The sequence below is a fragment of the Stieleria maiorica genome (assembly GCF_008035925.1).
GTDB classification, from domain to species: domain Bacteria; phylum Planctomycetota; class Planctomycetia; order Pirellulales; family Pirellulaceae; genus Stieleria; species Stieleria maiorica.
Map to the genome: position 1 here is coordinate 8,729,757 of NZ_CP036264.1, position 22,732 is coordinate 8,752,488.

The 22,732-nt window shown below is 58.4% G+C and carries 14 protein-coding genes and 1 pseudogene; 12 read left to right on the forward strand and 3 right to left on the reverse strand.

Translation table 11 applies throughout. The annotated features are described in order from the left end of the window. Position 1 precedes the first annotated feature (1 nt). Positions 2-3,361: a tetratricopeptide repeat protein gene (locus Mal15_RS29640; protein WP_233903112.1), complete on the reverse strand. Its 3,360-nt coding sequence runs from the start codon at positions 3,359-3,361 to the stop codon at positions 2-4. A gap of 282 nt (positions 3,362-3,643) precedes the next feature. Between Mal15_RS29640 and Mal15_RS29645 the strand changes: the two genes are divergently transcribed. From Mal15_RS29645 to Mal15_RS29675, 7 genes are all read left to right on the forward strand, one after another. After that, positions 3,644-4,651 (forward strand): NAD-dependent epimerase/dehydratase family protein, encoded by a 1,008-nt coding sequence (locus tag Mal15_RS29645; protein ID WP_147871057.1) that lies wholly within the window; start codon positions 3,644-3,646, stop codon positions 4,649-4,651. A gap of 536 nt (positions 4,652-5,187) precedes the next feature. Next, on the forward strand, positions 5,188-5,625 hold the full coding sequence (locus Mal15_RS29650; protein ID WP_390623543.1) for a fasciclin domain-containing protein: 438 nt from the start codon (positions 5,188-5,190) through the stop codon (positions 5,623-5,625). 202 nt (positions 5,626-5,827) lie between these two features. Continuing rightward, a complete protein-coding gene (rpmE, locus tag Mal15_RS29655; RefSeq protein WP_147871058.1) occupies positions 5,828-6,070 on the forward strand; it encodes a 50S ribosomal protein L31 in 243 nt (80 codons plus the stop codon). Positions 6,071-6,249: 179 nt separating this feature from the next. After that, positions 6,250-7,329 carry a peptide chain release factor 1 gene (prfA, locus tag Mal15_RS29660; RefSeq protein WP_147871059.1) on the forward strand — a complete coding sequence of 360 codons (1,080 nt, stop codon included), beginning with the start codon at positions 6,250-6,252 and terminating at the stop codon, positions 7,327-7,329. Then, complete coding sequence (gene prmC, locus Mal15_RS29665) at positions 7,329-8,240, forward strand: peptide chain release factor N(5)-glutamine methyltransferase (protein WP_147871060.1); 912 nt, start codon at positions 7,329-7,331, stop codon at positions 8,238-8,240. The genes prfA and prmC overlap by 1 nt, the downstream gene beginning before the upstream one ends. 386 nt (positions 8,241-8,626) lie before the next feature. Further along, a complete protein-coding gene (locus Mal15_RS29670) occupies positions 8,627-11,173 on the forward strand; it encodes a circularly permuted type 2 ATP-grasp protein (protein WP_233903113.1) in 2,547 nt (848 codons plus the stop codon). Further along, positions 11,170-12,072 carry a transglutaminase family protein gene (locus Mal15_RS29675; protein WP_147871061.1) on the forward strand — a complete coding sequence of 301 codons (903 nt, stop codon included), beginning with the start codon at positions 11,170-11,172 and terminating at the stop codon, positions 12,070-12,072. Before Mal15_RS29670 ends, Mal15_RS29675 begins: the two co-directional genes overlap by 4 nt. A 178-nt stretch (positions 12,073-12,250) precedes the next feature. On the opposite strand, the gene Mal15_RS29680 is transcribed toward Mal15_RS29675, so the two are convergent. Beyond that, a complete protein-coding gene (locus Mal15_RS29680; protein WP_315854278.1) occupies positions 12,251-12,406 on the reverse strand; it encodes a tyrosine-type recombinase/integrase in 156 nt (51 codons plus the stop codon). Positions 12,407-12,446: 40 nt separating this feature from the next. Continuing rightward, a pseudogene (locus tag Mal15_RS35200) lies at positions 12,447-12,515 on the reverse strand (hypothetical protein); the annotation flags it as partial. A 2,714-nt stretch (positions 12,516-15,229) separates the two neighbouring features. On the opposite strand from Mal15_RS35200, the gene Mal15_RS29690 reads away from it, so the two are divergent. The 5 genes from Mal15_RS29690 (at position 15,230) to Mal15_RS29715 (ending at position 22,665) form a co-directional block, all read left to right on the forward strand. Next, positions 15,230-15,763, forward strand: a complete 534-nt coding sequence (locus Mal15_RS29690; protein WP_147871063.1) for a DUF4303 domain-containing protein — start codon at positions 15,230-15,232, stop codon at positions 15,761-15,763. A gap of 1,076 nt (positions 15,764-16,839) precedes the next feature. Then, the gene (locus Mal15_RS29695) at positions 16,840-17,319 is read left to right on the forward strand and encodes a ribosomal protein L7/L12 (protein ID WP_233903114.1); all 480 of its coding nucleotides are present in this window, start codon (positions 16,840-16,842) and stop codon (positions 17,317-17,319) included. A 1,486-nt stretch (positions 17,320-18,805) separates the two neighbouring features. Then, complete coding sequence (locus Mal15_RS29700; protein WP_147871065.1) at positions 18,806-19,492, forward strand: class I SAM-dependent methyltransferase; 687 nt, start codon at positions 18,806-18,808, stop codon at positions 19,490-19,492. 1,133 nt (positions 19,493-20,625) lie between these two features. Further along, the gene (locus Mal15_RS29710) at positions 20,626-21,297 is read left to right on the forward strand and encodes a tetratricopeptide repeat protein (RefSeq protein WP_147871067.1); all 672 of its coding nucleotides are present in this window, start codon (positions 20,626-20,628) and stop codon (positions 21,295-21,297) included. Positions 21,298-22,179: 882 nt separating this feature from the next. Further along, positions 22,180-22,665, forward strand: coding sequence for a hypothetical protein (locus Mal15_RS29715; protein WP_147871068.1), 486 nt, complete (start codon positions 22,180-22,182; stop codon positions 22,663-22,665). Positions 22,666-22,732: the final 67 nt, after the last annotated feature.

Sequence of the window (22,732 nt, forward strand, 5' to 3'; positions counted from 1 at the left end):
ACTACTGCAACGCCTCCAGACGCTCGGCGGATTTCTTCGCCAGTTCGTGTCCGGCATGCTTCTGGACGACGTACTGATAAAACTGTGTCGCGAACTGACGCGACCGATTCTTTGCATCCTGTGTCCTGGCGGACTGCATCAGCAACTCGCTGCAGCGTCCCGCTTCGAACCCACTTTTGGCTTGCCAATTCTTGATCTCCGCCGGCGCGTTGTCTCCGCCGAAACCGAACATCACACTTTGAAACTCCGGGATCGCTTTGTCGAATTGCTTTTCACCGAAATAGATTTCGCCCATCATGAATCGAGCCCGCGCGCCGACTTCGCGACGGCGATACTGCTCGGCGACTTGACCGAAGTACTTCAGCGCCTGCGGCAGGTCGTTTTTCTGTTGGTAGGCGAACCCGGTTTCGTAAAAGACTTGCGGCAGGTAAGCGGTCGCGGGGAACCGTTGTTTCAATTCGTCGTACCAACCGATCGCTTCGTCCCAGCGTTTCAGCTGCGCCGCCGACTGACCGCCGTGCAACAGGATCAATTCACGGACCTGACGTTCGGCCGCGTCACGCAGGGTGTTAGCGTTCTCGTCGGCATCGCGAATCTTTTGCCGGCCGATCGCATAGGACCGCAGCGCCTCTTCGAACGCTTCCTGTTTAAACAAACACTCCCCGACCATCATCCGCGCGTCGATCGCCAGGTTTCCCCCGGGATGTTTCTCCGCCTGTTTGGCGAACGCCTGTTTCGCCTCGTCCAGCTTGGATTCTTTGAACAACGACCATCCCAGGCGATACAGCGCCTTTTCGCTCATCGCATCATCGGCCGTCTTGTCGGCGGCGATTCGAAAGTAATTCACCGCGGTCGGCCAATCACTCGCCGAATAACTTTGCTGGCCGACAAAGTAGGCCGCCTCGGCCGCCAATGACGTCTCGGGATACTCGCTCAGCAGACGGCGGAACTGCTCGACCGCTTGCGGCTCCTTGCCCGATTCACGCAACGACCAGCCGAGTTCGTAGAGCACCTTGTCCATCGCGGGGTAGCCCGCGACCTCGTCGTCAAGCCGCTGCAGTTTTTCCGCCGCGTCACCGGGGCGGCCTTGCTTTTGATCCACCAACGCCAGCTCGTACAACGCATGGCCCAGGTTGACACCGGTCGGCCCGAGTTCCAAGTACCGTTGCAAATCCGCTTGGGCGGATTCCAGATCTCCGAGGGTGCGATGCGAAATCCCACGCGCGATCAAGGCATCGTCACTGAGTGCATGGCCGGGCGACTGATTCAGGATCACGTCGAGCGACTTGAGGGCTTCGCGGTGATCCCCCTGTTGCATGTGTGACCAGCCGCGACCGTAAAGTGCATACGGGATCAGACCTTGGTCGCGTCCGGCGTCGATGACCTGGCTATACAACTTCACCGCCTGGGCGTAGTCGCCCGCTTTGCTTGCCAGCTGCCCCAACTTGTAACGTGCCTGGTCCGCCATCGTCGACGAAGGGTCTCGGTCGATCAACGCTTCCCACGCGGCTTTCGCCTGGTCGGACTTTCCTGCCGAAAGCAACGCGGTCCCCTGCAGCAGGCGAGCTTCCCCGGCGCGCGACCACTCCGGTGCGACCTCCGCCACTCGCCCGAACGACTCCGCCGCGTCGGCTGGACGATCAGACATCAAGTGGGCTTGACCGACCAGAAACTGTGCTTCCGCTTTGTGCGACGCTTGCTCCAAACTCTCATACTCCGTTTTCAACAGCGCGACGGCATCGTCGAACGCCTTCATGGAGTTCATCGCGACGGCGGTTCGCAAGACCCACACCGGTCGCTGCACGTTGTCATCCGCCGCGGTATTGAGCAGTGTCCGGTAGCTGTCGACCGCCGCCTGTGTCTTGCCGGTAAACAGTTGGCTTTCGGCGACAATAAAGCGGACGTCGCTCTCCAGCGGGTCGGACGCAAAGTGGTTCAAGAATTCGCCGGCCAGCTTCCCCGCCTTTTCATAGTCGTTCAGCTGCAAAGCGGAGAACGCGGCGTTGTAGAGTGCCCGCGGGGCCAAGGGATCATTCGGCGCGTCGCGGTAAACTTGCTCGGCCACACCGATCGATTCGGCGACGGTCGCCGGGGTCATCGACAACGCCTCGGCCAGATCGACGCGCAGATCGATCGCAAAGTCTCCTTCGACTCCAGAATTTAACCGTTGCTTGGCGATCGCAACGGCCGCTGCGGCGTCGCCCTTTGCCAGTTTGATTCGCACCAGCCAGTGGGCCGCTTCGGTCGCCGCGACCGGGTTGTTCTGTGTCAGCACCGTCTCGAACCGAGCGGCGGCCTGTTCGATCTGGCCACCGCGATACAGGCTTTGCCCGGAAGCCAACGTCGCGTTGGCGGCATAGGGTGACGTGGGAAACTCGCGTTGCAATCGATCGTACCCGGCGGCGGCTTCGGTCGGCTTGCCGTCTTGCACGAGCGCGTACGAACGACGAAAGATCGCATAACTCGTGTCGGCATCCCCGGTCGATGCCGCGATCGCTTTGTCGAACGAGGTGACGGCGGCGGGATAATCCCGCTGCACGATCATCAGATCGCCCAGTCGCAAATGAACATCGACGACCAACGGGTTGTCCGCACATCCGGCCAACAGCTTCTCGAAGGTCTCGACGGCCTTGGCGGTCTGGTCCAGCTCTTCGTGGGCGATGCCCAACGCGTACAAGGCATCGCACCGCAGCGGTGAATCCTTGGCCGACGGCAGCGACAAAAAACGGTGGTAAAATTCGATCGCCTTCGCACGATCGCCCAATCCATAAGCCGCTTCGCCGCTGTAAAAATAGGCGCGGTCGATGTAGGCACTCTTCGCGTTTTCTTTGCGCAACGTTTCGAAGGTCTCGATCGTTTTTTGCAAACGCGACCGGTCACGCTGGGGACCGTCCCCGGCCGACGCGTAAAAACACCACCCGCGATTGGCAAGACTCTCCTCACGCAGCTCATACTTCTTGTCTTCCAACGCCACCCCGAACGCCTCGGCCGCGGCGACGTAGTCCGGGTTTTCTTTCTGCATGTAACAGACGCCCAGATAGTGCGCCGCCTTGGAGGCCAGATCGTCGTCCGGGTACATCTCCAAAAACTTCTTCCAGTTCTGGATCGCCAATTCGATCGCACCGCCGGTTTGAAAATTAGCCGCGTCGGCATACAACGCAATCGACTGCTCGGTCGACTCGGCCGCCATCAGCCGATCGCCGCTCGAGAACCCGAGCAGGGTCGTCAGGGTGATCGCCAAACCACAGCAGCATCGCACAACCGCCGCAGCAACACTCGGGCAGACCACAATCGCACGGGGCAGGAACGCAAAGGCCGGCGTCGTACAGGCCGGGGATCGAACAAAAGAATCAGAACGCACGGCGATGTTTGGGGGCAAAGGAGTCCGGGTGACAGACGGGACATCAGCCACAGTTTAGCGGTGTGTCGTTGGAGTCGATAGTTCGCCCTCGGGATTGCCCAGTCCGAAAAGTCGCCGCAGGAGCGTGAGGATCCCCGCAGATACCGGCCAAAATGTCGCATTTCCGGCGGTTTCCGCACCACAACCCCTTCCCAGCGAACCGTTCCAGTCCCTCGTGACGTATCAGTTAGCTCCGCAACGGTCGTGCAGGACACCTATACAATTTCACAGTGAAAGTTAGACGTGACGCAACTCAGCCCCTCTGGCAAGACCCATCTGATCACCGGCGGTGCCGGATTCATCGGCTCGCACCTCGCTCAACGACTGCTCGCGCGGGGGGAACGGGTCCTGATCGTCGATGACCTGTCGACCGGTCAACGCAAGAACTTGGATCCGATTCTGGACCACGAGAACCTGGAGTACATCGAGGGATCGGTTGAAGACGATCGCTTGGTGGCCGAAGTCGTCGGCCGCGCCGACAGCGTGTACCACTTGGCCGCCGCCGTGGGCGTCGCGCTGATCGCCAAGCAGCCGATCCAGACGATCGAACGCAACGTCTATCCCACGCAATTGATCCTGGACCGGCTGGGCGAACGGGCGCGGCGTGGGGCACACGTGCCATGCTTCATCGCCAGCACCAGCGAAGTGTATGGCAAGAACCCCAAAGAAGTCTGGTCGGAAGAAGACGACTTGGTGTTCGGTGCGACGACCAAGCCGCGTTGGAGCTATGGGGTGTCCAAGGCGATCGACGAATTCTTGGCGTTGGCTTTCTACAAGGAACAACAACTGCCGGTCGTCGTCGGGCGGTTCTTCAACGTCGTCGGGCCACGCCAAACCGGCGCCTACGGCATGGTGCTGCCGCGGTTCGTCGAAGCGGCCATGAAAGGCGAGAAACTGATCGTCCACGACGACGGCGCGCAAATCCGATGCTTCGCACACGTCGATGATGTCGTCGGTGCGGTGATCAGGCTGGTCGACACGCCGGCCGCCCACGGACGCGTTTACAACATCGGCAGCGACACCCCGGTGACGATCCTGGAGCTCGCCAAACGCGTCATCGAGCGAGTCAATCCGAAGGCAGAGATCGACTTCCGTTCTTATGCCGACGCCTACGACGAAACCTTCGAAGACATCCGCCGCCGTGTCCCCGACCTGGCACGGATCGCCGAAACGATCGGCTACGCTGCCACGAAAGACCTGGACGCCATCATCGACTCGGTCGCCCAGTCCATGCGCCCCACCGTGGGATAGGCTTTCTGCCTGTCAATGCTCCCTCGCCTCCTTTAACTCGTTCCAAGGCTCCGTCTTGGCTGCGTAACAACCTTGCAATTCGAATGAGTTTTCGATTGTGGGGTTTTGGAGGTCTCGAATACGCGGAGCCCTCTCGAAATCAGCCGCCTGCCTAGGGGCGTTTAATCATTCTGCCCCGAATCATTCTGCCATCCGTCACCTGATCTCCGTCACCTGATCTCCGTCACCGTGACAGGTGGAGAGGTAGGAAAATTTTGGAGGTAGGAAAATTGGCGAAATCGAATGGATGGTGCGATTCATCATTTTCTTACCCCCGAAATTTTCTTACCCAAAAACCACTTGCCGGCTCACGACAATGGGTGCACGAGAAAACAACCTCGGTGAAACAGTGTCGCCGCGATTCATCCCCTGCTGACGGATGTTTGTCAGCACGCCGCCACGCTGTTCATCACACCCGTTTGTGGAGAATTTCGATGCGTAAGTTTGTAGCAATGGCGTTGGCAGTGGTCTTGGCAGGTTCGTTCAGTGCGTCGGCCATGGCCGGTTGCGGAACGTGCGACAAGACGATCGTCGAGAACGCTGTCGCGGCCAAGTCCTTCAACACCCTCGTCGCCGCCGTCAAGGCTGCCGGATTGGCTGAAACGCTTTCCGGCAAGGGCCCGTTCACCGTCTTCGCCCCGACCGACGAGGCGTTCGCCAAGCTGCCCGAAGGCACCGTGGAAAGCCTGCTGAAGCCCGAGAACAAAGAAAAGCTGGTCAGCATCCTGACCTACCACGTCGTCCCCGCAAAGGTGATGGCCAAGCAGGTCGTCGGGCTCGATGAGGCCAAGACTGTACAAGGCTCGGCCGTCAAGATCGAAGTCAAGGACGGCAGCGTGATCCTGAACGGCAAGTCCAAGGTCGTTAAAACCGACATCAACTCCTCCAACGGGGTGATCCACGTCATCGACACCGTGATCCTGCCCAAGAGCTGAATCTAATTCGCCCGTCGCTCGTCCCGCCACCTGCGAAGACGAAAGCGAACTCCGCTGGCGCGCATCACGCGCCGGCGGAGTTTTCGGTCGTTCTCAGGACAGCCCTTGCCGAATCGGGGCTCGATTGCCTATCTTGTGGGGCTTCGCGGTTCTGTACGCCAGCCAGGCCCGCTTGCATCCTAGAAACAACGAGAGAAATGCCATGAAAGAAGGCATCCACCCGAAGTACGAAGCGACCACGATCTCCTGCGGTTGCGGCAATTCCTTTGAAACCCGAACCGTCCGTGGCGGCGAGCTGAAGGTCGATATTTGCAACGCCTGCCATCCGTTTTACACCGGGAAGCTGAAATTCGTCGACACCGCCGGCCGGATCGATAAATTCCAGAAGAAGTTCGCCGCCGGTTCCTACGGCAGCTTGCAGAAGAAAGGCAAAAAGAAGAAATAGCCGGTTCATCTCCGCCGCCAGACCACTCCGCCCCGACCATCCGGGTGCCCCAAGTGATCTGACGCCAGGCTACGCTAACCGCATGGTCCTTGCAGCTCGCAGGAACATGCGGTTTTTTTCGTCGATTCCCTGCATTCCGCCACAGCCCCCCCGACGTACCCAACGAACCGCTTGCGACCATGAGTTCCATCCGCAGCCTGCTGGAAGAAAAACTGGACCGATTCGAGCAACTTGAACGCGACATGTCCGACCCGGAGGTGCTCGGCGACGGGGCACGGATGAGCGCGACCGCACGCGAACACGGCGGCTTGGCCCGGCTGGCCGGCAAGTATCGCGAATTCAAACGGATGAGCAACGAGATCCAGGGCTGCAAGGAGATGGCCGAGGCAGCCGAGGACAGCGAAGAGCGCGAAATGGCCGAAACGGAGATGGCCGACCTGCGGCATCAACGCGAATCGCTGTGGGAAGACCTGTTGTCGATGACCATCGGCGGCGAAGACAGCCATCGCACCCGATGCGTGATGGAAATCCGCGCCGGCACCGGCGGTGAAGAAGCCGCGCTGTTCGCCCGCGATCTGTTTGAAATGTATCGCCGCTATGCCGAACTGAAAAAATGGAAAGTCGAGCTGATGGACAGCAGCCCCAGCGACATGGGCGGCTTCAAAGACATCACGCTGACACTCGAAGGCGACAGCGTCTACCGCGACCTGGCCTATGAATCCGGCGGACACCGCGTCCAGCGTGTCCCGGAAACGGAAACCCAAGGCCGTGTCCACACCAGTGCCGCGACCGTCGCCGTCATGCCCGAACCGGAAGACGTCGAAATCGACTTGAAAGCCGACGACTATCGCGTCGACAAATTCGGCGCCTCCGGACCCGGCGGCCAACACGTCAACAAGACCGAATCGGCGATCCGATTGACCCACCACGAAACCGGCATCGTCGTCCAGTGCCAAGACGAAAAAAGCCAGCACAAGAATCTGGCCAAAGCACTGCGAGTGCTCAAGGCGCGGATCTATGAAAAGAAACGCGAAGAGGAAGCCGCCAAACAGGCCGAACAACGAAAGGGTCTGATCGGATCGGGCGACCGCAGCCAACGCATCCGCACCTACAACTTTCCCCAGAACCGGCTGACCGACCACCGCATCAACCTGACACTTTATAAACTGGATCAGATCCTCGCCGGCGACCTGTCCCCCGTGACCGAGGCTTTGATCGAATACGATCGAGATCAACTCCGCGGAGACATGGTGGATTGATGTCTGACTCCCCAACCTCTCGATCGCAAACCGCCGATCAGCCGTGGACCGTCTTGCGGCTGCTGCAATGGACGACCGAGTTCTTTCAAAAACGCGGCAGCGACTCGGCCCGGCTGGAAGCGGAAATCCTGCTCGCCCACGCCCGTCAGTGCAGCCGCATCGAACTGTACACGGCGTTCGAGCAAGAACCCGATGAAGAACAGCGCGCCGCGTTTCGCGAACTCGTCCGCCGCCGGGGCGAAGGCACCCCGGTCGCACAACTGGTCGGGTACAAAGAATTCTATTCGCTGCGATTCCGAGTCAACGAGCACACGTTGATCCCGCGTCCGGAAACCGAGCACCTGGTGATCGAAGCACTCGACTGTGCCAAAGCGATGTCGATCAGCGATCGCCCTTCGCGGATCGCCGATGTCGGTACCGGATCGGGTGCGATCGCCGTCGCCCTCGCGCTGCACTTGCCCGGCGCCCAGGTCACCGCGACCGATCTGAGCGAACCGGCGCTGGAAGTCGCTCGCTGGAACGCCGACAAACACGAGGTTTCCGATCGCGTCGACTTTGTCTGCTGCGATCTGTTGGCGGGCATCGATCAGCCCGCGACGTTTGACCTGATCTGCAGCAACCCGCCGTATGTCAGCGAAAGCGAATTCGAACAGCTCGACCGCTCGGTCCGCGAACACGAACCGAAATCGGCCTTGGTCGCCGGGGAGGACGGGACGGAGGTGATCAAGCGGCTGATGGCCGAAGCGTATCCGCGGCTGGAACCCGGCGGCCGGCTGATCATCGAACTCAGCCCGATGATCGCCGACGCCTGCGAAGATCTGGCCGAACACATCAGCGAGCTCGGGGATCTGCGATTCATCAAAGACCTGGCCGGACACCGACGCATCCTGTCGCTGGGACGAATGGACTAGGCTACCGCGGCTTCGTTTTTGATGTGGCAGGACAGTCGCCGTCCTCTCCGAGGTCGGCGCGGGGAAAGCTTCGCTTTTTCGCGCTCGCCGAGTTCGGAGAACACGGCGACTTTTTCGCTCGCCGAGTTCGGAAAACACGGCGACTTTTTCGCTCGCCGAGTTCAGAGAACACGGCGACGGTCGGAATGCGGCGCAGGGGCACCGCATATGCCCTGTATCCCGTCCAAATTGGCATTTTCCCGGGGGGTGACGACCGATCATCGGCCGCGCGCGACACCGTTCCCATCGACGATCCATCGCTGGCGGCTATGATGTATCGGCTCGAATGGCTTGGGAACGATTCCCAGGCGGCAACCGAACCTCCACCCGGCCCGGAAACGGATCGATTGAACACAACGCTCCAATCTAACGCCTTGTGGAACGACACCACGCTCGACGCCGACGGTTTCTACGAGCGCTGCGACGCCGAGGGAGCAGTGCGCCCCCACTGGGCGATGGTCAGCGAGGAGATCAACAGCTTGGGCCGCCAAGCGCTCCAAGAACGCTCGGCGGCGATTGAACGCTTCTGTCGCGAGAACGGCGTCACCTTTCACGCCGCCGAAACCCCCGAGGAAACCAATCGCCCGTGGCAACTGTCGGTCGTCCCCTTCGTGATCGGTGCCGGCGAATGGAGCGACCTGTCGGCCGCACTGGCCGGACGGACGCGACTGTTGGAAACCGTGCTGGCCGACTTGCTGGGACCGCAACGGTTGATCCGTGAAGGCGTCGTTCCGGGCGAGCTGTTGTGGGCCAACCCGTCCTTTAAACGTACCTACCACAGCCTGGAAAAGCCCCAACAGCACCTGCACGTCACCGCAACGGACTTGGCGCGCGATGCCGACGGAGTCTGGCATGTCACCGGCGACCGCACGCGAGCCCCGAGCGGACTGGGCTACCTGCTGGAAAATCGAATCATCACCAGTCGCGTCATGCCGACGCTGATCCGGCACAGCAACACGCTGCGGCTGGCGTCGTTCTTTGAATCACTCAAGGAACACTTGTATTCGTTGGCGGCCAGCCATCGTGACAACCCACGCGTGGTCTTGCTGACGCCGCCCAGCGGCAGCTACCGCGAGTTCGAAGACAACTACCTGGCGCGTTATCTCGGATTTACGCTCGTCCAAGGAAGCGACTTGGCCGTCCGCAACGGCGAGCTGAATCTGAAAACGCTGGGCGGATTACAGCCGATCCAAGTCCTGTGGCGACACGTGTCGGACCGCCGCTGCGACCCACTGGAACTGGACCCGACGACCCGCGAAGGCGTCACCGGTCTGCTGCGTTGTGTGCGTCGTCGCAGCGTCGAGGTGGTCAACGCGATCGGCAGCGTGCTGGTCCAAACACCCGCGCTGCTGCCTTACCTGGACCAGGCCCATCGCTTCTTTTTCGGCGATGAATTGAAATTGACGTCGGCGAAAACCTATTGGTGCGGCGACCCGGATCACCGCGCCTACGTGATGCAGCACCTCGACTCGCTGAACTTTCGCAACGCGTTCGCCGTCTCCGGCGGATCGGCGATCACGCTGAACCAGTTGTCACAGAATGATCGCGAAGCTTTCCTGCGACGACTGCATGCGAAACCATCGGACTACGTCGCACAGCAGCGGTTACAGTTCAGCAAGACTCCGGTGTGGACCGGCAACCAGATCGAACCTCAAAAGGCCACGCTGCGATCGTTTCAATTGCTGACCCCCGGCGGCGTGACGGTGCTGCCCGGTGCACTGGCCCGTGTCGGTCATGACCAATTGGAACTCTCTCGCTCGCCCGTCAGCGGACAGATGACCCAGGACTGCTGGGTCACCAGCGACACGCCGGTCGACGAAACCAAGACGTTGCTGCCGGATTCGGAAACCGTGATCAAATTGCGTCGCGGCGGCGACGAATTACCCAGCCGCGTCGCCGAACACCTCTATTGGCTCGGCCGCTATGCCGAACGCGCCGAAGCGATCTCGCGCGTCATGCGGACCACGCTGGCACGAATCGCCGGCGAGGAAAACTGGGACACGCTGACCGAAGTCCAGCGGTTGGTGCGCACCTTGGCTTCGATGGGTCAGATCGAAGCGAGTTTTGCCGTCGAACCCTTCGTCGCCAATCTGCCGCACGTCGAACAAACCCTGCCCGCATCGGTCCTGGACCGCGACCAACCGCGCGGGCTCGTTCGCACGCTGGAATCGGTGATGCACAACACGATCGCCGTCCGCGGCCGCCTGTCCTCCGAAGCCTATCGGATCGTGCATCGCGCCACCGCCGAACTGACCAATTCGACCACCGCCTCGGGCGCAAGTTCGATCGGCATCGGCGAAGCCATCGAACGGGTCGACCGGCTGATCGTCGACCTGTTGGCGCTGGCCGGATTGACCAGCGAAAGCCTGGTCCGCACCCACGCCTGGCAGTTTCTGGAATTGGGCCGCCGGATCGAGCGTGCCGAACACCTGTGCGAACTTCTGGTCACGACACTGTGCCCGGCGACGGAAAACGGCAAACCGGTTTGCGAAGCCGTCCTGGAAGTCACCGACAGCATCGTCACCTACCGGTCACGCTACAAGAACCTGGTCCGCTTGGCACCTGTGATCGACCTGCTGGTGACCGACGAAACCAATCCCCGTTCGCTGCGATTCCAACTCGATCACATCGCCGCCCTGGTCGAAAAACTACCCACCGTCGAAGGCCCCGTCGGACTCGATGCGATCAAACGGATCGTGCTGGACCTGCAGTACCGCATCACCACCGCCGATCCGATCCAATTGTCCGACACCGGCGACGACGGCACGCTCGCACAACTGCAGTCCGTGCTCGAGCAGGTCGCCGAGGACCTGCCCCGACTGGCCGAAGGCATCAACGCCCGCTATCTGATCCATACCGAAGCGAGACAAATCCTGACCGGGACGGGGCGATGAGCGAAGACAACGGCGCAAAGATCCGCTACCGAATCCGACACCTGACGGAATACCGCTACAGCAACAATGTTGCCGTCTGCCAGAATCAAGTGCGGATGCAACCGGTCAGCGGAGGCAACGTGACCTGCGAGCGGACGGAATTGAAGATCGCGCCGGAACCGACCAGCCGAGACGAACATGTCGATTACTTCGGCAATCGCGTGATCACGTTTTCGATCGAAGCGATCCACAAGTCGCTGGCCGTCGACGTGGAAAGCGTCGTCGCCGTCGCAGCCAATCCGACCGACGACAAGACACAATCACCGAACTGGGAATCGCTGTTGGCGACCAGCCCGGACCAGATGCGACATCCCAAGATCGATGAACATCGCTTCGGCTCGCCACGCATCACCCCGGCCGAGACGTTTCGCCAATACGCCGAAAGCTCCTTCACGCCGCAACGCGAAATCGTCGACGCGGCCTTGGATCTGACGCGTCGCATCCACGACGAATTCAAGTACGACACCACGGCCACCACCGTCGAAACCACCACCAAGGAAGCGTTTTCACTGCGTGCCGGCGTCTGCCAAGACTTCGCCCACGTCGAAATCGCTTGCCTGCGATCGATGGGACTGGCCGCACGCTACGTCAGCGGCTACCTGCGGACGTTGCCGCCGCCGGGAAAAGAACGGCTGGTCGGCGCCGATGAATCCCACGCCTGGGTCGAGGTCTATGCCGGTGACGAGATCGGTTGGTTGGGGCTGGACCCGACCAACGCCTGTCTGGTCGGGACCGACCACATCCCGGTGTGCATCGGCCGCGACTACGACGACGTCAGCCCGATGCGCGGCGTCGTCCTCGGCGGCGGCACCAACACCCTCAAAGTCAGCGTCGACGTCGAACCGATCGCCGACGTGTAGAACCGCTGTCCCAGTGTAGAACCGCTGTCCCAGTGTAGAACCGTTGTCCCAGTGTAGAACCGTTGTCCCCAACTGTTCCCCCCTGACCGCCACGCGGTCACCCGTCCAATCCTCTCAGCCAAGCGACTGAGAGGAGAACAATTGAGGACAATGGTTCTACAATCAGCATCCCAGCGACTCAAACCAACCCCAGCCGATCCGAGGGGCTGGTCACGGCCAGACCGGGTCGGTTCATGACGTGGGTATAGATCATCGTCGTTTTGACATCCTTGTGCCCGAGCAATTCCTGCACGGTACGAATGTCCGCCCCGTCTTCGGGGCATGTGGGTGGCAAAGCTGTGCCGGAGCGTGTGCGGCACGGCGTTTTTTACGATTTCCGTTCGCTTCATTGCCGCTTTGAATCGGACCGCAAACGTTTTTTCGTGCAGGTGATGGCGTCGCACTCTTCCACTTCGAGGATCTTTGGATAGTTTTGGCGAGGGAAACAGGTATTGCCAGCCGAAGTCACGCTGTGCGTTTGGATATTTTCGTGCCAGCGCGAACGGCAGGTAGACCTCACCGAAACCATCTGCCAAATCGCACTGGTGTAGCGCGCGGACGTTTGCGATTTGTTCTTGTAGCAATCCATGCGAATTCTGCCGAATCGCTCAAGCCGATCGTCGTCCAGGTGTCGGATAAATTTTTTGATTTGCCCAACGTACGTGTCCTCGGTGCTTTTGGGGTGATGAAGTCGGCGCATCGTTGCCCGCATCCGTTGGATGCATTCCGGCTCGGATTGATCGATGACACCTGCATTACCCTCGCCGGCGACCAGATTGGCGTCCTGTTGATCTTGAATCACAGCTCCACTGGATTGTCGCCTGACCAGCTGCTGCAAAGTTTCCCGAATCGGCCGAAAATCGACTTCGCTCGTTTGGAGCACGGTTCCTTGGTAGGCCTCGATCGCACGGGCAGCCTGCAATCGCCTCCAAGCCTCGATCTTGCGGTCTCGGAGGCTCTGTAGAAACGCGATCACCAACTCGCGTTTGACGGTGTGATTGGGTGCCGCCGACTGATCGGCGACGACAGAGGGGAAGTCGGCATAGGCTTTCATCCAGCGAGGAAACCACTCCCGTTCCTTTGCTGGCAAATTCAAGAATCCCAAGCAAGCGTCATACCGTTGGAGTGTCATGATCGATTTCTCCCTCGTGTGATTCCAGTGACCTCTCGATCTTAATCGTTGGCGGCGGTATTGCATAGCCCATTCGGGCCCCGTACAATCGGGTGGTTCCCATTATCGGCAGTCCGACTGCTGATAATATGCGTAGATCACGGCAGTCCGACTGCCAAGAATTCATCGTTACCCGTGACAGGAGCCGTGCACCCTGATGTCAGCTACTGTAACTTGATCGAAGACGAGAAGTGTCCATGGACAAATTCGCCGCTGGATTGCTCGTCGGGTGCGTAATGACCTTCATAGCGATGCGTCTTTTGGAGTTTCTTAGGATTCTCTGGCCATGGCAGCGTGCGATGATGTCCGGTGCCCAAGTGAGTCTTGTTTCAATCCTGCGTATGCGTCTTAAGGGATGCCCAGTGCCATTTCTCGTAGATGCCCATTCTGCCTTGGTTCACTCGGGTGACAAGATAGAAATGGATCAAGTTGAGGCGTGCTATCTTGCCCATAAGCACGAAGTGAATGAAGATGATATGGGGGAGTTCCTCACCATGGTGAGAGACTTCAAGAGACGTGGAAGTGGGAACGTATAACGGGTAACCAACGGATGCACGACAAGCGGCGAAATCAAGTTGGTTGGAGTGGATGATCTTTCGTCGCCGCCGCGTGATCCTTACCGTTCACGCTTCCAACCGACGCGTGACACGCCAGTCACTACGATTCGTGTCATTCGAGTGATTCGTGGACAAATCTCTTCTCCGCTATGCGCATTCTGGTCCAACGCCTGACATCCCGACTGCGATTGGTGCGCTCGAATTGCGCTCATCGGATTTCATCAGACCTCTATTTCTTGGGATTCGCTCCTGACGTCATCGTTCGAGCGGTGCGCGGTCGACTCGGCAGACGATGACAAACCGACGCCTGACGATTGCAACGCTGACAACCGACACCCGAAGTGCTGACCGCAGATTGGGACGCTCGATTTCCCTTGGCCATTCCGATCGAGTACATTGGCCATCAGCGACGATGGCTCAAGCTGTCGTCGTGGCCGATCCGCGTGAACCAAGTGGTGCACCGCAGTCGGCGAGTCGAGTTTGTTTTTGAGTTCCGGTCCATCGCGCCGACGCGGTGACCACAGGCCGTTCACGCTGCTAACCGACGCCTGACAACAACGGCCCACGTCTTCTCTGTGTCCCTCCGTGACCTCTGTGGTTGATCATTCGTCCACGGTTTGATTGGTGCGCTCGAATGGCGCCCATCGGATTTCATCAGACCTCCATTTCCTCGGATTCGCTCCCGATGTCACGGTTCGATAGGTGCGAGGTCGACTCGGCTGACGATGACAAACCGACGCCTGACGATTGCAACGCTGACGCCCCACGTCCGAAGTGCCTTCCGTAGATCGGGATGCCGAATTTCCCTTGGCGATTCCGATCGAGTACATTGGCCATCAGCGACGATGGCACGTGCTGTCGTCGTGGCCCGACGCGTGAACCATCCGTTGCACACGCAGGCACGGAGTCGGCGTCAATCGAAAACACAATGTCGTTCGCCGTGCCGCGGTGAACGGCGGACGTTCGCGGCGGTAGACTTGGCTGCGATGGTCCGGCGCCTGTCGTCCATGCTGCTGACGGGTGCGCTCGAATTTGGCCCACTTGATGTCGTCGAACCTCCGTTTCCTGGGATTCGCTCTTGATGTCACGGTATGACGGGTGCGCGGTCGACTCGGCTGACGAAGACAAACCGACGCCTGACGACTTCAATGCTGAAAACCGACGCCTGAAATGCTGACTGGAGATTGGGAGGTTCGAATTTCCCGTGGCGATTCGAATCGAGTACATTGGCAAACCGCGACGATGTTTCAAGCCGGCGTGCCGACCGGCGCCACGAACCGGGCGATGCACCCCAGCACACTCATTGTTGCGAGACGCAAACTTTTACCCGATTCGGTCATCACGCTCACGCCATCTCAATCGTAAAGGTCCGTGTGCGAGGTGATCGCTGATGTTCGCCGAAATAAAGCACTTGGACAACACCGAACTCTTAACCAAATTACAGAACGCGTTGCGCGTTGCGATTTCGTCGCACTTCGCTGAACTTACGCGTCAATTTGACGATGTCTGCGGGTACGCCGTTTGTGCTCCAGCAACTTTCGAGCACGTCTTTCCCGCGTACCAATTGACATCGGAGTTGGAGGCCAACGCGCCAGGCTCGGTTGGCCTCGCAACGTACTTCCCACCGGAATGGCAATCATTTGGAACGATACTTTTTGACGATAGTGTTAATTCGCTGGTGTCGGAGATCGCCAATCGGTGTTGGGGCGACGATAACCTCGAATCAAACATGATATATGACGCAATGCTTGACGTCTTGATCGATCTAAAGCGGGACGGCCTATTCGGTGAACGAGCGATCAACCGTTTTGTTACCATGTGGGATGTTGGTGGTGACGAATCAATGATCATCGCAGCATCCGAAAAACTGAATTCTCCTGATGTTCACACTTGCGTTCGATCCACATTCGGGCGAAACGCATAGGAATCGGCGAACCATGGGATGCAACGGAGCGGCGGTGGTGCGGTTTTTAGTGAGATCAACGTCAACTCCCGCCGCCCGCTGATCCCCGACGTTCGCGCTGCTAACCGACGCCCGGCAGCGACGGCCCACCTCTTCTCTGTGTCCCTCTGCGACCTCAGTGATTGTTGATTCATCCACGGTTTAATTGGTGCGCCCGAAGTGGAAGATGTGGCAGACGAATGATTGGCAGACGAATAGGAGAGAATCGATCAACGTCGGCAGAACGAGCTGCAATCATTCGTCTGCCATCCATTCGTTTGCCACATGGCTTGACATCGAAGGAAAGGCCCAGCCTTCTGTGCCTCAAGGTTTTCGATGCATCGGACGGTGTTCCATTGTGTTTGTCAGAAGAGACCAGCCAGCATCCAATGGGGCACGTTCCGAGGCAATCCGACGTCCAAAATGCCGGCCGCAAATTGGGTCACTGGATGCCCCACGGCGACTCCAATCGAGTACATTGGCCATCAGCGGCGCTGGTTTTCACGGTCGTCGTGGCCGATGCGCGTGAACTAAGTGGTGCACCGCAGTCGGCGAGTCGAGTTTGTTTTTGAGTTCCGGTCGATCGCGCCGACGCGGTGACCACTGACGTTCGCGGCGGTAGACTTGGCTGCGATGGTCCGGCGCCTGTCGTCCATGCTGCTGACGGGTGCGCTCGAATTTGGCCCACTTGATGTCGTCGAACCTCCGTTTCCTGGGATTCGCTCTTGATGTCACGGTATGACGGGTGCGCGGTCGACTCGGCTGACGAAGACAAGCCGACGCCTGACGACTTCAATGCTGAAAACCGACGCCTGAAATGCTGACTGGAGATTGGGAGGTTCGAATTTCCCGTGGCGATTCGAATCGAGTACATTGGCAAACCGCGACGATGTTTCAAGCCGGCGTGCCGACCGGCGCCACGAACCGGGCGATGCACCCCAGCACACTCATTGTTGCGAGACGCAAACTTTTACCCGATTCGGTCATCACGCTCACGCCATCTCAATCGTAAAGGTCCGTGTGCGAGGTGATCGCTGATGTTCGTCCACAGAGATAAGATGACTCCTTCGTACTGCGCGGTCTGCGGACGCTGTTTTCAAAACCAATACTTCCACATTCAGGAAGGCGGACGGCTCGTGCATTTCTCGGACTTTGATGATTCCGCCGCCAAGCGTGGCTATTGCCCCGGCGTCGTAGGCGCGGCATGGATTTGCGAAGAACACCTTTCGATTGCTCTTGAATGCATTGACTTACCTGTTGAAACCGCAATCGCCGAACTCCGACGACAGATTGGTGTGCAAAGATACTCCGTCACAGAAGGACGTGATGAACCTCATCTGTTTATCGACCGTATCGGCCCGAATCGACCAAAAGTATTCGCGATACTCCGTGCTGCAACACAAATGACACCAACTCAAGCGAAAGAGGCAATTGAACACCTCCCCGTGTTTGTCTCAAAGGGATGGCCCGCAGAATTCATGAATTGGAAAAAGCAACTCGAAGAATGTGGTGCAACTATGCGAATCGCATGGGATTGAACCAGGACGAACCATGCGTTGGACGCGGAGCCGCCGATCGCGTCTTTTTTGAAGTCAACGTTGGTTGGCGGCGGCCCGGTCAACGCCAACGTTCACGCTGCCAAATCGTGCTCGTACTCAGGCGTCAGCCGGTACTCGTACTCGTACTCGAAACAGCCGCAAGCAAACCAACGCCATTCGTCGATGCCGCTGATTGGTGCGCTCGAAGTGCGCCCAACTGAATTCATCAGACCTCCGTTCCCCGGGATTCGCTACTGATGTCATCGTTCGAATGGTGCGCGGTCGACTCGGCCGAAGAAGTCAAACCGACGCCTGTCGATCGAGTGCGAGCACGAGTACCGCGTTGCTGAGTACGAGTACGATCCAAGACAATCCGACGCCCGAATGTCGGCTGCTGATTGGGGCACTGGATTTCCCTTGGCGATTTCGATCAGTTACATTGGCTGTCAGCGGCGCTGGCACGTGCTGTCGTCGTGGCCGGACGCGCGAACCATCCGTTGCACACGCAGGCACGGAGTCGGCGTCAACCGAAAACACAATGTCGTTCGCCGTGCCGCGGTGAACGATGGCCGTTCACGCTGCTAACCGACGCCTGGCAGCAACGGCACATCGATTCGTGTCATTCGAGTGATTCGTGGACAAATCTCTTCTGCGCTGTTCGCATCCTTGTCCAACGCCTGACATCCCGGCTGCGACTGGTACGCTCGAATTGCGCCCAGCGGATTTCGTCAGACCTCTGTTTCCTGAAATTCGCTCCTGACTTCACGGTTCGATAGGTCCGCGGTCGACTCGGCCGAAGAAGACAAACCGACGCCTGTCAAATGCAACGCTGACAACCGACGCCTGACATGCCGACTGCTGATTGGAATACTGAATTTCCCTTGGCGATTCCGATCGAGTACATTGGCAACCAGCGATGGTGGCACGGGCTGTCGTCGTGGCCGATCCGCGTGAACCTAGTGGTGCACCGCAGTCGGCGAGTCGAGTTTGTTTTTGAGTTCCGGTCCATCGCGCCGACGCGGTGACCACCGACGTTCGTAGCGGTAGACGTGGCTGCGATGGTCCGGCGCCTGTCGTCCGTGCTGCTGACGGGGGCGCTCGAATTTGGCCCACTTGATGTCGTCCAACCTCTGTTGCCTAAGATTCGCTTTTGATGTCACGGTTTGACGGGTGCGCGGTCGATTCGGCTGACGAAGACTAACCAACGCCTGTCGACTTCGATGCTGACGACCGACGCCTGACGTGCCGACTGGAGATTGGGACACCGGAATTTCCCGCGGCAATTCACATCGAGTACACTGGCAAGCCGCGACGATGCTTCTACCCGGCGTGCCGACCGACGCCACGAACCCGGCGATGCACCCCAGCACACTCATTGTTGCGAGACGCAAACTTTTACCCGATTCGGTCATCACGCTCACGCCATCTCAATCGTAAAGGTCCGTGTGCGAGGTGATCGCTGATGTTACCCGACTGAATTGCATCCATGACGTATCGTGGCACTCAACAGGAATCGCGAAAGCGCTACCTTGCGACTTGCGACGCCGAGGAGGCGTCGAAATACGACGCATGGGTCAATGCAATGACCTCTGCGGATCACGACGCTTGTGTTGCTGATCTCAATCGCTGCATCGCATTTTTTGACGGCATGACTGTTCTCGACGCTGGTAGTGGCACCGGTGCGTTGTGTCTGGCGTTAGTTCGCGTTTCCGGTCTTCGCATCACCGCTCTCGAACCATGCGCAACGATGAGCAAGTTGCTTGACTCGAAGCCCGACCTGAAGTGCGTGTCGACCGTTCGGGGCTTCTGCGACCACGCGGATGATCAATCGCACTTCGACGCGGGGTCTTTCGACATGATTGCCTCGCGGCAACTTGCAAATTGCCTATTCGATCCACTTGCCGCATTTCGAAACTGGCATTTTTGGCTCCGCCCGGGTGGTACAGTTGTCGTGTTGGACGGTCTTTTTGACCGCCATGACTGGTCTGGCAGATGGGACGGCCTTGTGGACACGCTTCCACTCGCTGCTTGCCGAACTACTGCGACTGTTCCATACTTGCTCGAACAAATCGGTTTCCGCATCGACTTTGTGGGACTGATGGACCACACGAACGCTTTGCCCTCGACGCGTACGCAGCGTTTCATGGTTGCGGCTACCAAACCGAACGGGTAACCACCGGTTGCAACGGAGGCCGCGATCCAAGTCCAACGAAGTGGTGAGTCATTCGCGCGGCCCCGCTGAACCCTATCGTTCGCCGACAGGTGTTGACTCAAGCCTTACACGGATGCATTGAACTTGGAACGCAAACGCATCATCTACATTGATGTTGACGACACGCTAATTCGAACGTTTGGAGCCAAGCAAATTCCGATGACGTCGTGTGTGGAGTATGTCCGCAGAATGCATGCCGATGGACACCAACTTTATTGCTGGAGTCGCGGTGGGGCGGAGTATTCGCGTGGCGTTGCAGATTCTCTTGGCATTACTGAGTGCTTTTTGGCGTTCCTCCCGAAACCCGAAGTTGTGCTTGACGACCTTGGTGCAGACCTATTGGACTACTGCGAGTTCATCCTTCCTTCGAATGCATCGAATCACTGACGCGCGGATTGAGGGGACGGTATGATTGTCGATAGCTTGTTGACTGAAACGCACGCGATGTCTCGGCTCGGAAATGCGGCGAACCAGGTGATGAACGGGAGTTGCGGACTCCATCTTTCCTGAGTTCACATCGTCTGGCCGCAACCCCGTTATCACTATCGTTCGTAGCGGTAGACGTGGCTGCGATGGTCCGGCGCCTGTCGTCCGTGCTGCTGACGGGGGCGCTCGAATTTGGCCCACTTGATGTCGTCCAACCTCTGTTGCCTAAGATTCGCTTTTGATGTCACGGTTTGACGGGTGCGCGGTCGATTCGGCTGACGAAGACTAACCAACGCCTGTCGACTTCGATGCTGACGACCGACGCCTGACGTGCCGACTGGAGATTGGGACACCGGAATTTCCCGCGGCAATTCACATCGAGTACACTGGCAAGCCGCGACGATGCTTCTACCCGGCGTGCCGACCGACGCCACGAACCCGGCGATGCACCCCAGCACACTCATTGTTGCGAGACGCAAACTTTTACCCGATTCGGTCATCACGCTCACGCCATCTCAATCGTAAAGGTCCGTGTGCGAGGTGATCGCTGATGTTCGTTGGACTTCGTAATCGATTCCAGCGAATGGTACCCGATCGTCCATTGATTTGCTCGTTGACTTTTGAGTACGGTTTGTGGTGGTCTCGAACCACTCTTCGCGGGGAATGTCATGGATCGATCAGGTTTTCGCTCAATCTCAGTCCCGGGATTTGTTGCATTCTGTCTTGCCGTGAGCTCGGCAACGGTAGATGCACAAGAAAGCCAGCATTTCGACGATCCTCGCGGTCAGTTGAAGCACGCAAGGGAATTGTTCGATAAAGGCAAACACATTGCCGCAATTGATGTTGTAAATGATGTTATTGACCATCATCCATCCGTAGCAGAAGCCTACGCCACTCGCGGCAGTTTGCGACAACAAGCCAAGAAACATGAGGAAGCCGTCGAAGACCTCTCGAAAGCAATTTTCCTTGGAATGTCACGTAGCGAGATATACGTGACGAGGGCTATTTCGAAAACCGAATTGGGTGATTTTACCGGAGCAATTGCGGATTGTTCAACGGGAATCAACCTTACCAGCGATTCGAGTTTTGCATACGCTATCCGTGGCTTCGTACGATTAAGGCAGCACGAGTACAAGCGGGCAACTGCCGATGCGGAGATGGCCATAATACTGGACGACAAGTGCGAGATGGCATATCTGTGTCGGGCAATCTGTAGACTGAAGGAAGGTGACGATGTCGGTGCGGCTGAGGACTTCCGGAAACACAAAAATCTAGAAACCGAATCTCGTGGTAATGATGGTTACCGAGCATACGATGGACAGCCGTTCCCAGCGAAATAGCCAACGAACCATGGCATGAACCGAAGACGCGGAGTCAAGTTTTTTGAAGTGGTGAGACGTTCGCCGCGTCTCGGATATGCCCGATGTTCGCGGCGGTAGACTTGGCTGCGATGGTCCGGCGCCTGTCGTCCATGCTGCTGACGGGTGCGCTCGAATTTGGCCCACTTGATGTCGTCGAACCTCCGTTTCCTGGGATTCGCTCTTGATGTCACGGTATGACGGGTGCGCGGTCGACTCGGCTGACGAAGACAAACCGACGCCTGACGACTTCAATGCTGAAAACCGACGCCTGAAATGCTGACTGGAGATTGGGAGGTTCGAATTTCCCGTGGCGATTCGAATCGAGTACATTGGCAAACCGCGACGATGTTTCAAGCCGGCGTGCCGACCGGCGCCACGAACCGGGCGATGCACCCCAGCACACTCATTGTTGCGAGACGCAAACTTTTACCCGATTCGGTCATCACGCTCACGCCATCTCAATCGTAAAGGTCCGTGTGCGAGGTGATCGCTGATGTTGGGCGGCGCGAGTTTGCTGATGAATCGGTAAAGAAATCAACTGGTAACAAACTAAGGACCTGAATACGTCATGCTGGACCTCCTAAAGCATGTCGATGATTGCGGGGCGACAACGCACCTCAGGTTCAAGCAGGATCGTTGCAGGATTGCAACTCCGATTAACTCCGCTACATGCGGCGACACCCTCGCGCCGCCCAACAACGCGTTGCAGTGGACGTGCTCGTTGGCCGCGTGGTTGCGAGATGTGCTAGAATCACGTTCTAGTGGTGAATCAAAGAGGCTTGGCACTTCGCCGCACGCCACTGAACGCTCCCGTTATGCCGCGTAGGTGATGTTCACACCGTGCAGACTTCAATCCGTGAATTGCTGATTCTTCCGGTCATGGCGATCGCTGCTGTCCCGTGTGTGACAATTGTCGACGCGATCGGGCTCTGCTTTTCGCCGGAGTGGATGATAGACGGCACACTTCGCCGAACCTGGATCGAAGCCGGTCTTCCGGTCTCGATCGCGACCGGTCAGATCTCCTTCTTCTCACTGCAGCTACCCGGGATCATTTTAATGACGGCGCTCGCAGGCGGTGCGTTTTGTATTCGCGCGCGGGTCGCGGACCTTGCGGTCGCAATGCTCTTCATCTCCATCCCATTTGTGGACGCCATCGGTTTCGGAATCTCCTACCTGCGGACTCAAGTCGTGACTGCATTGACGATTGGCCTGGTTCTTGTTTTGTACTTCGTGCTTCGTCGCTTCGTTCCGGTCAAAAATGACCCACCGACCGACTGGCGATTGACTTATGGCTTGCTTGGATCGTTCACCTTGGTATGCAGCATACTGTATGCTGAATGCTCATAACATTGCCGATCGGGATAGGGACCCGGATTGCTCCGGGTTCCCTCCCACACCACCTAGCATGCGGGTC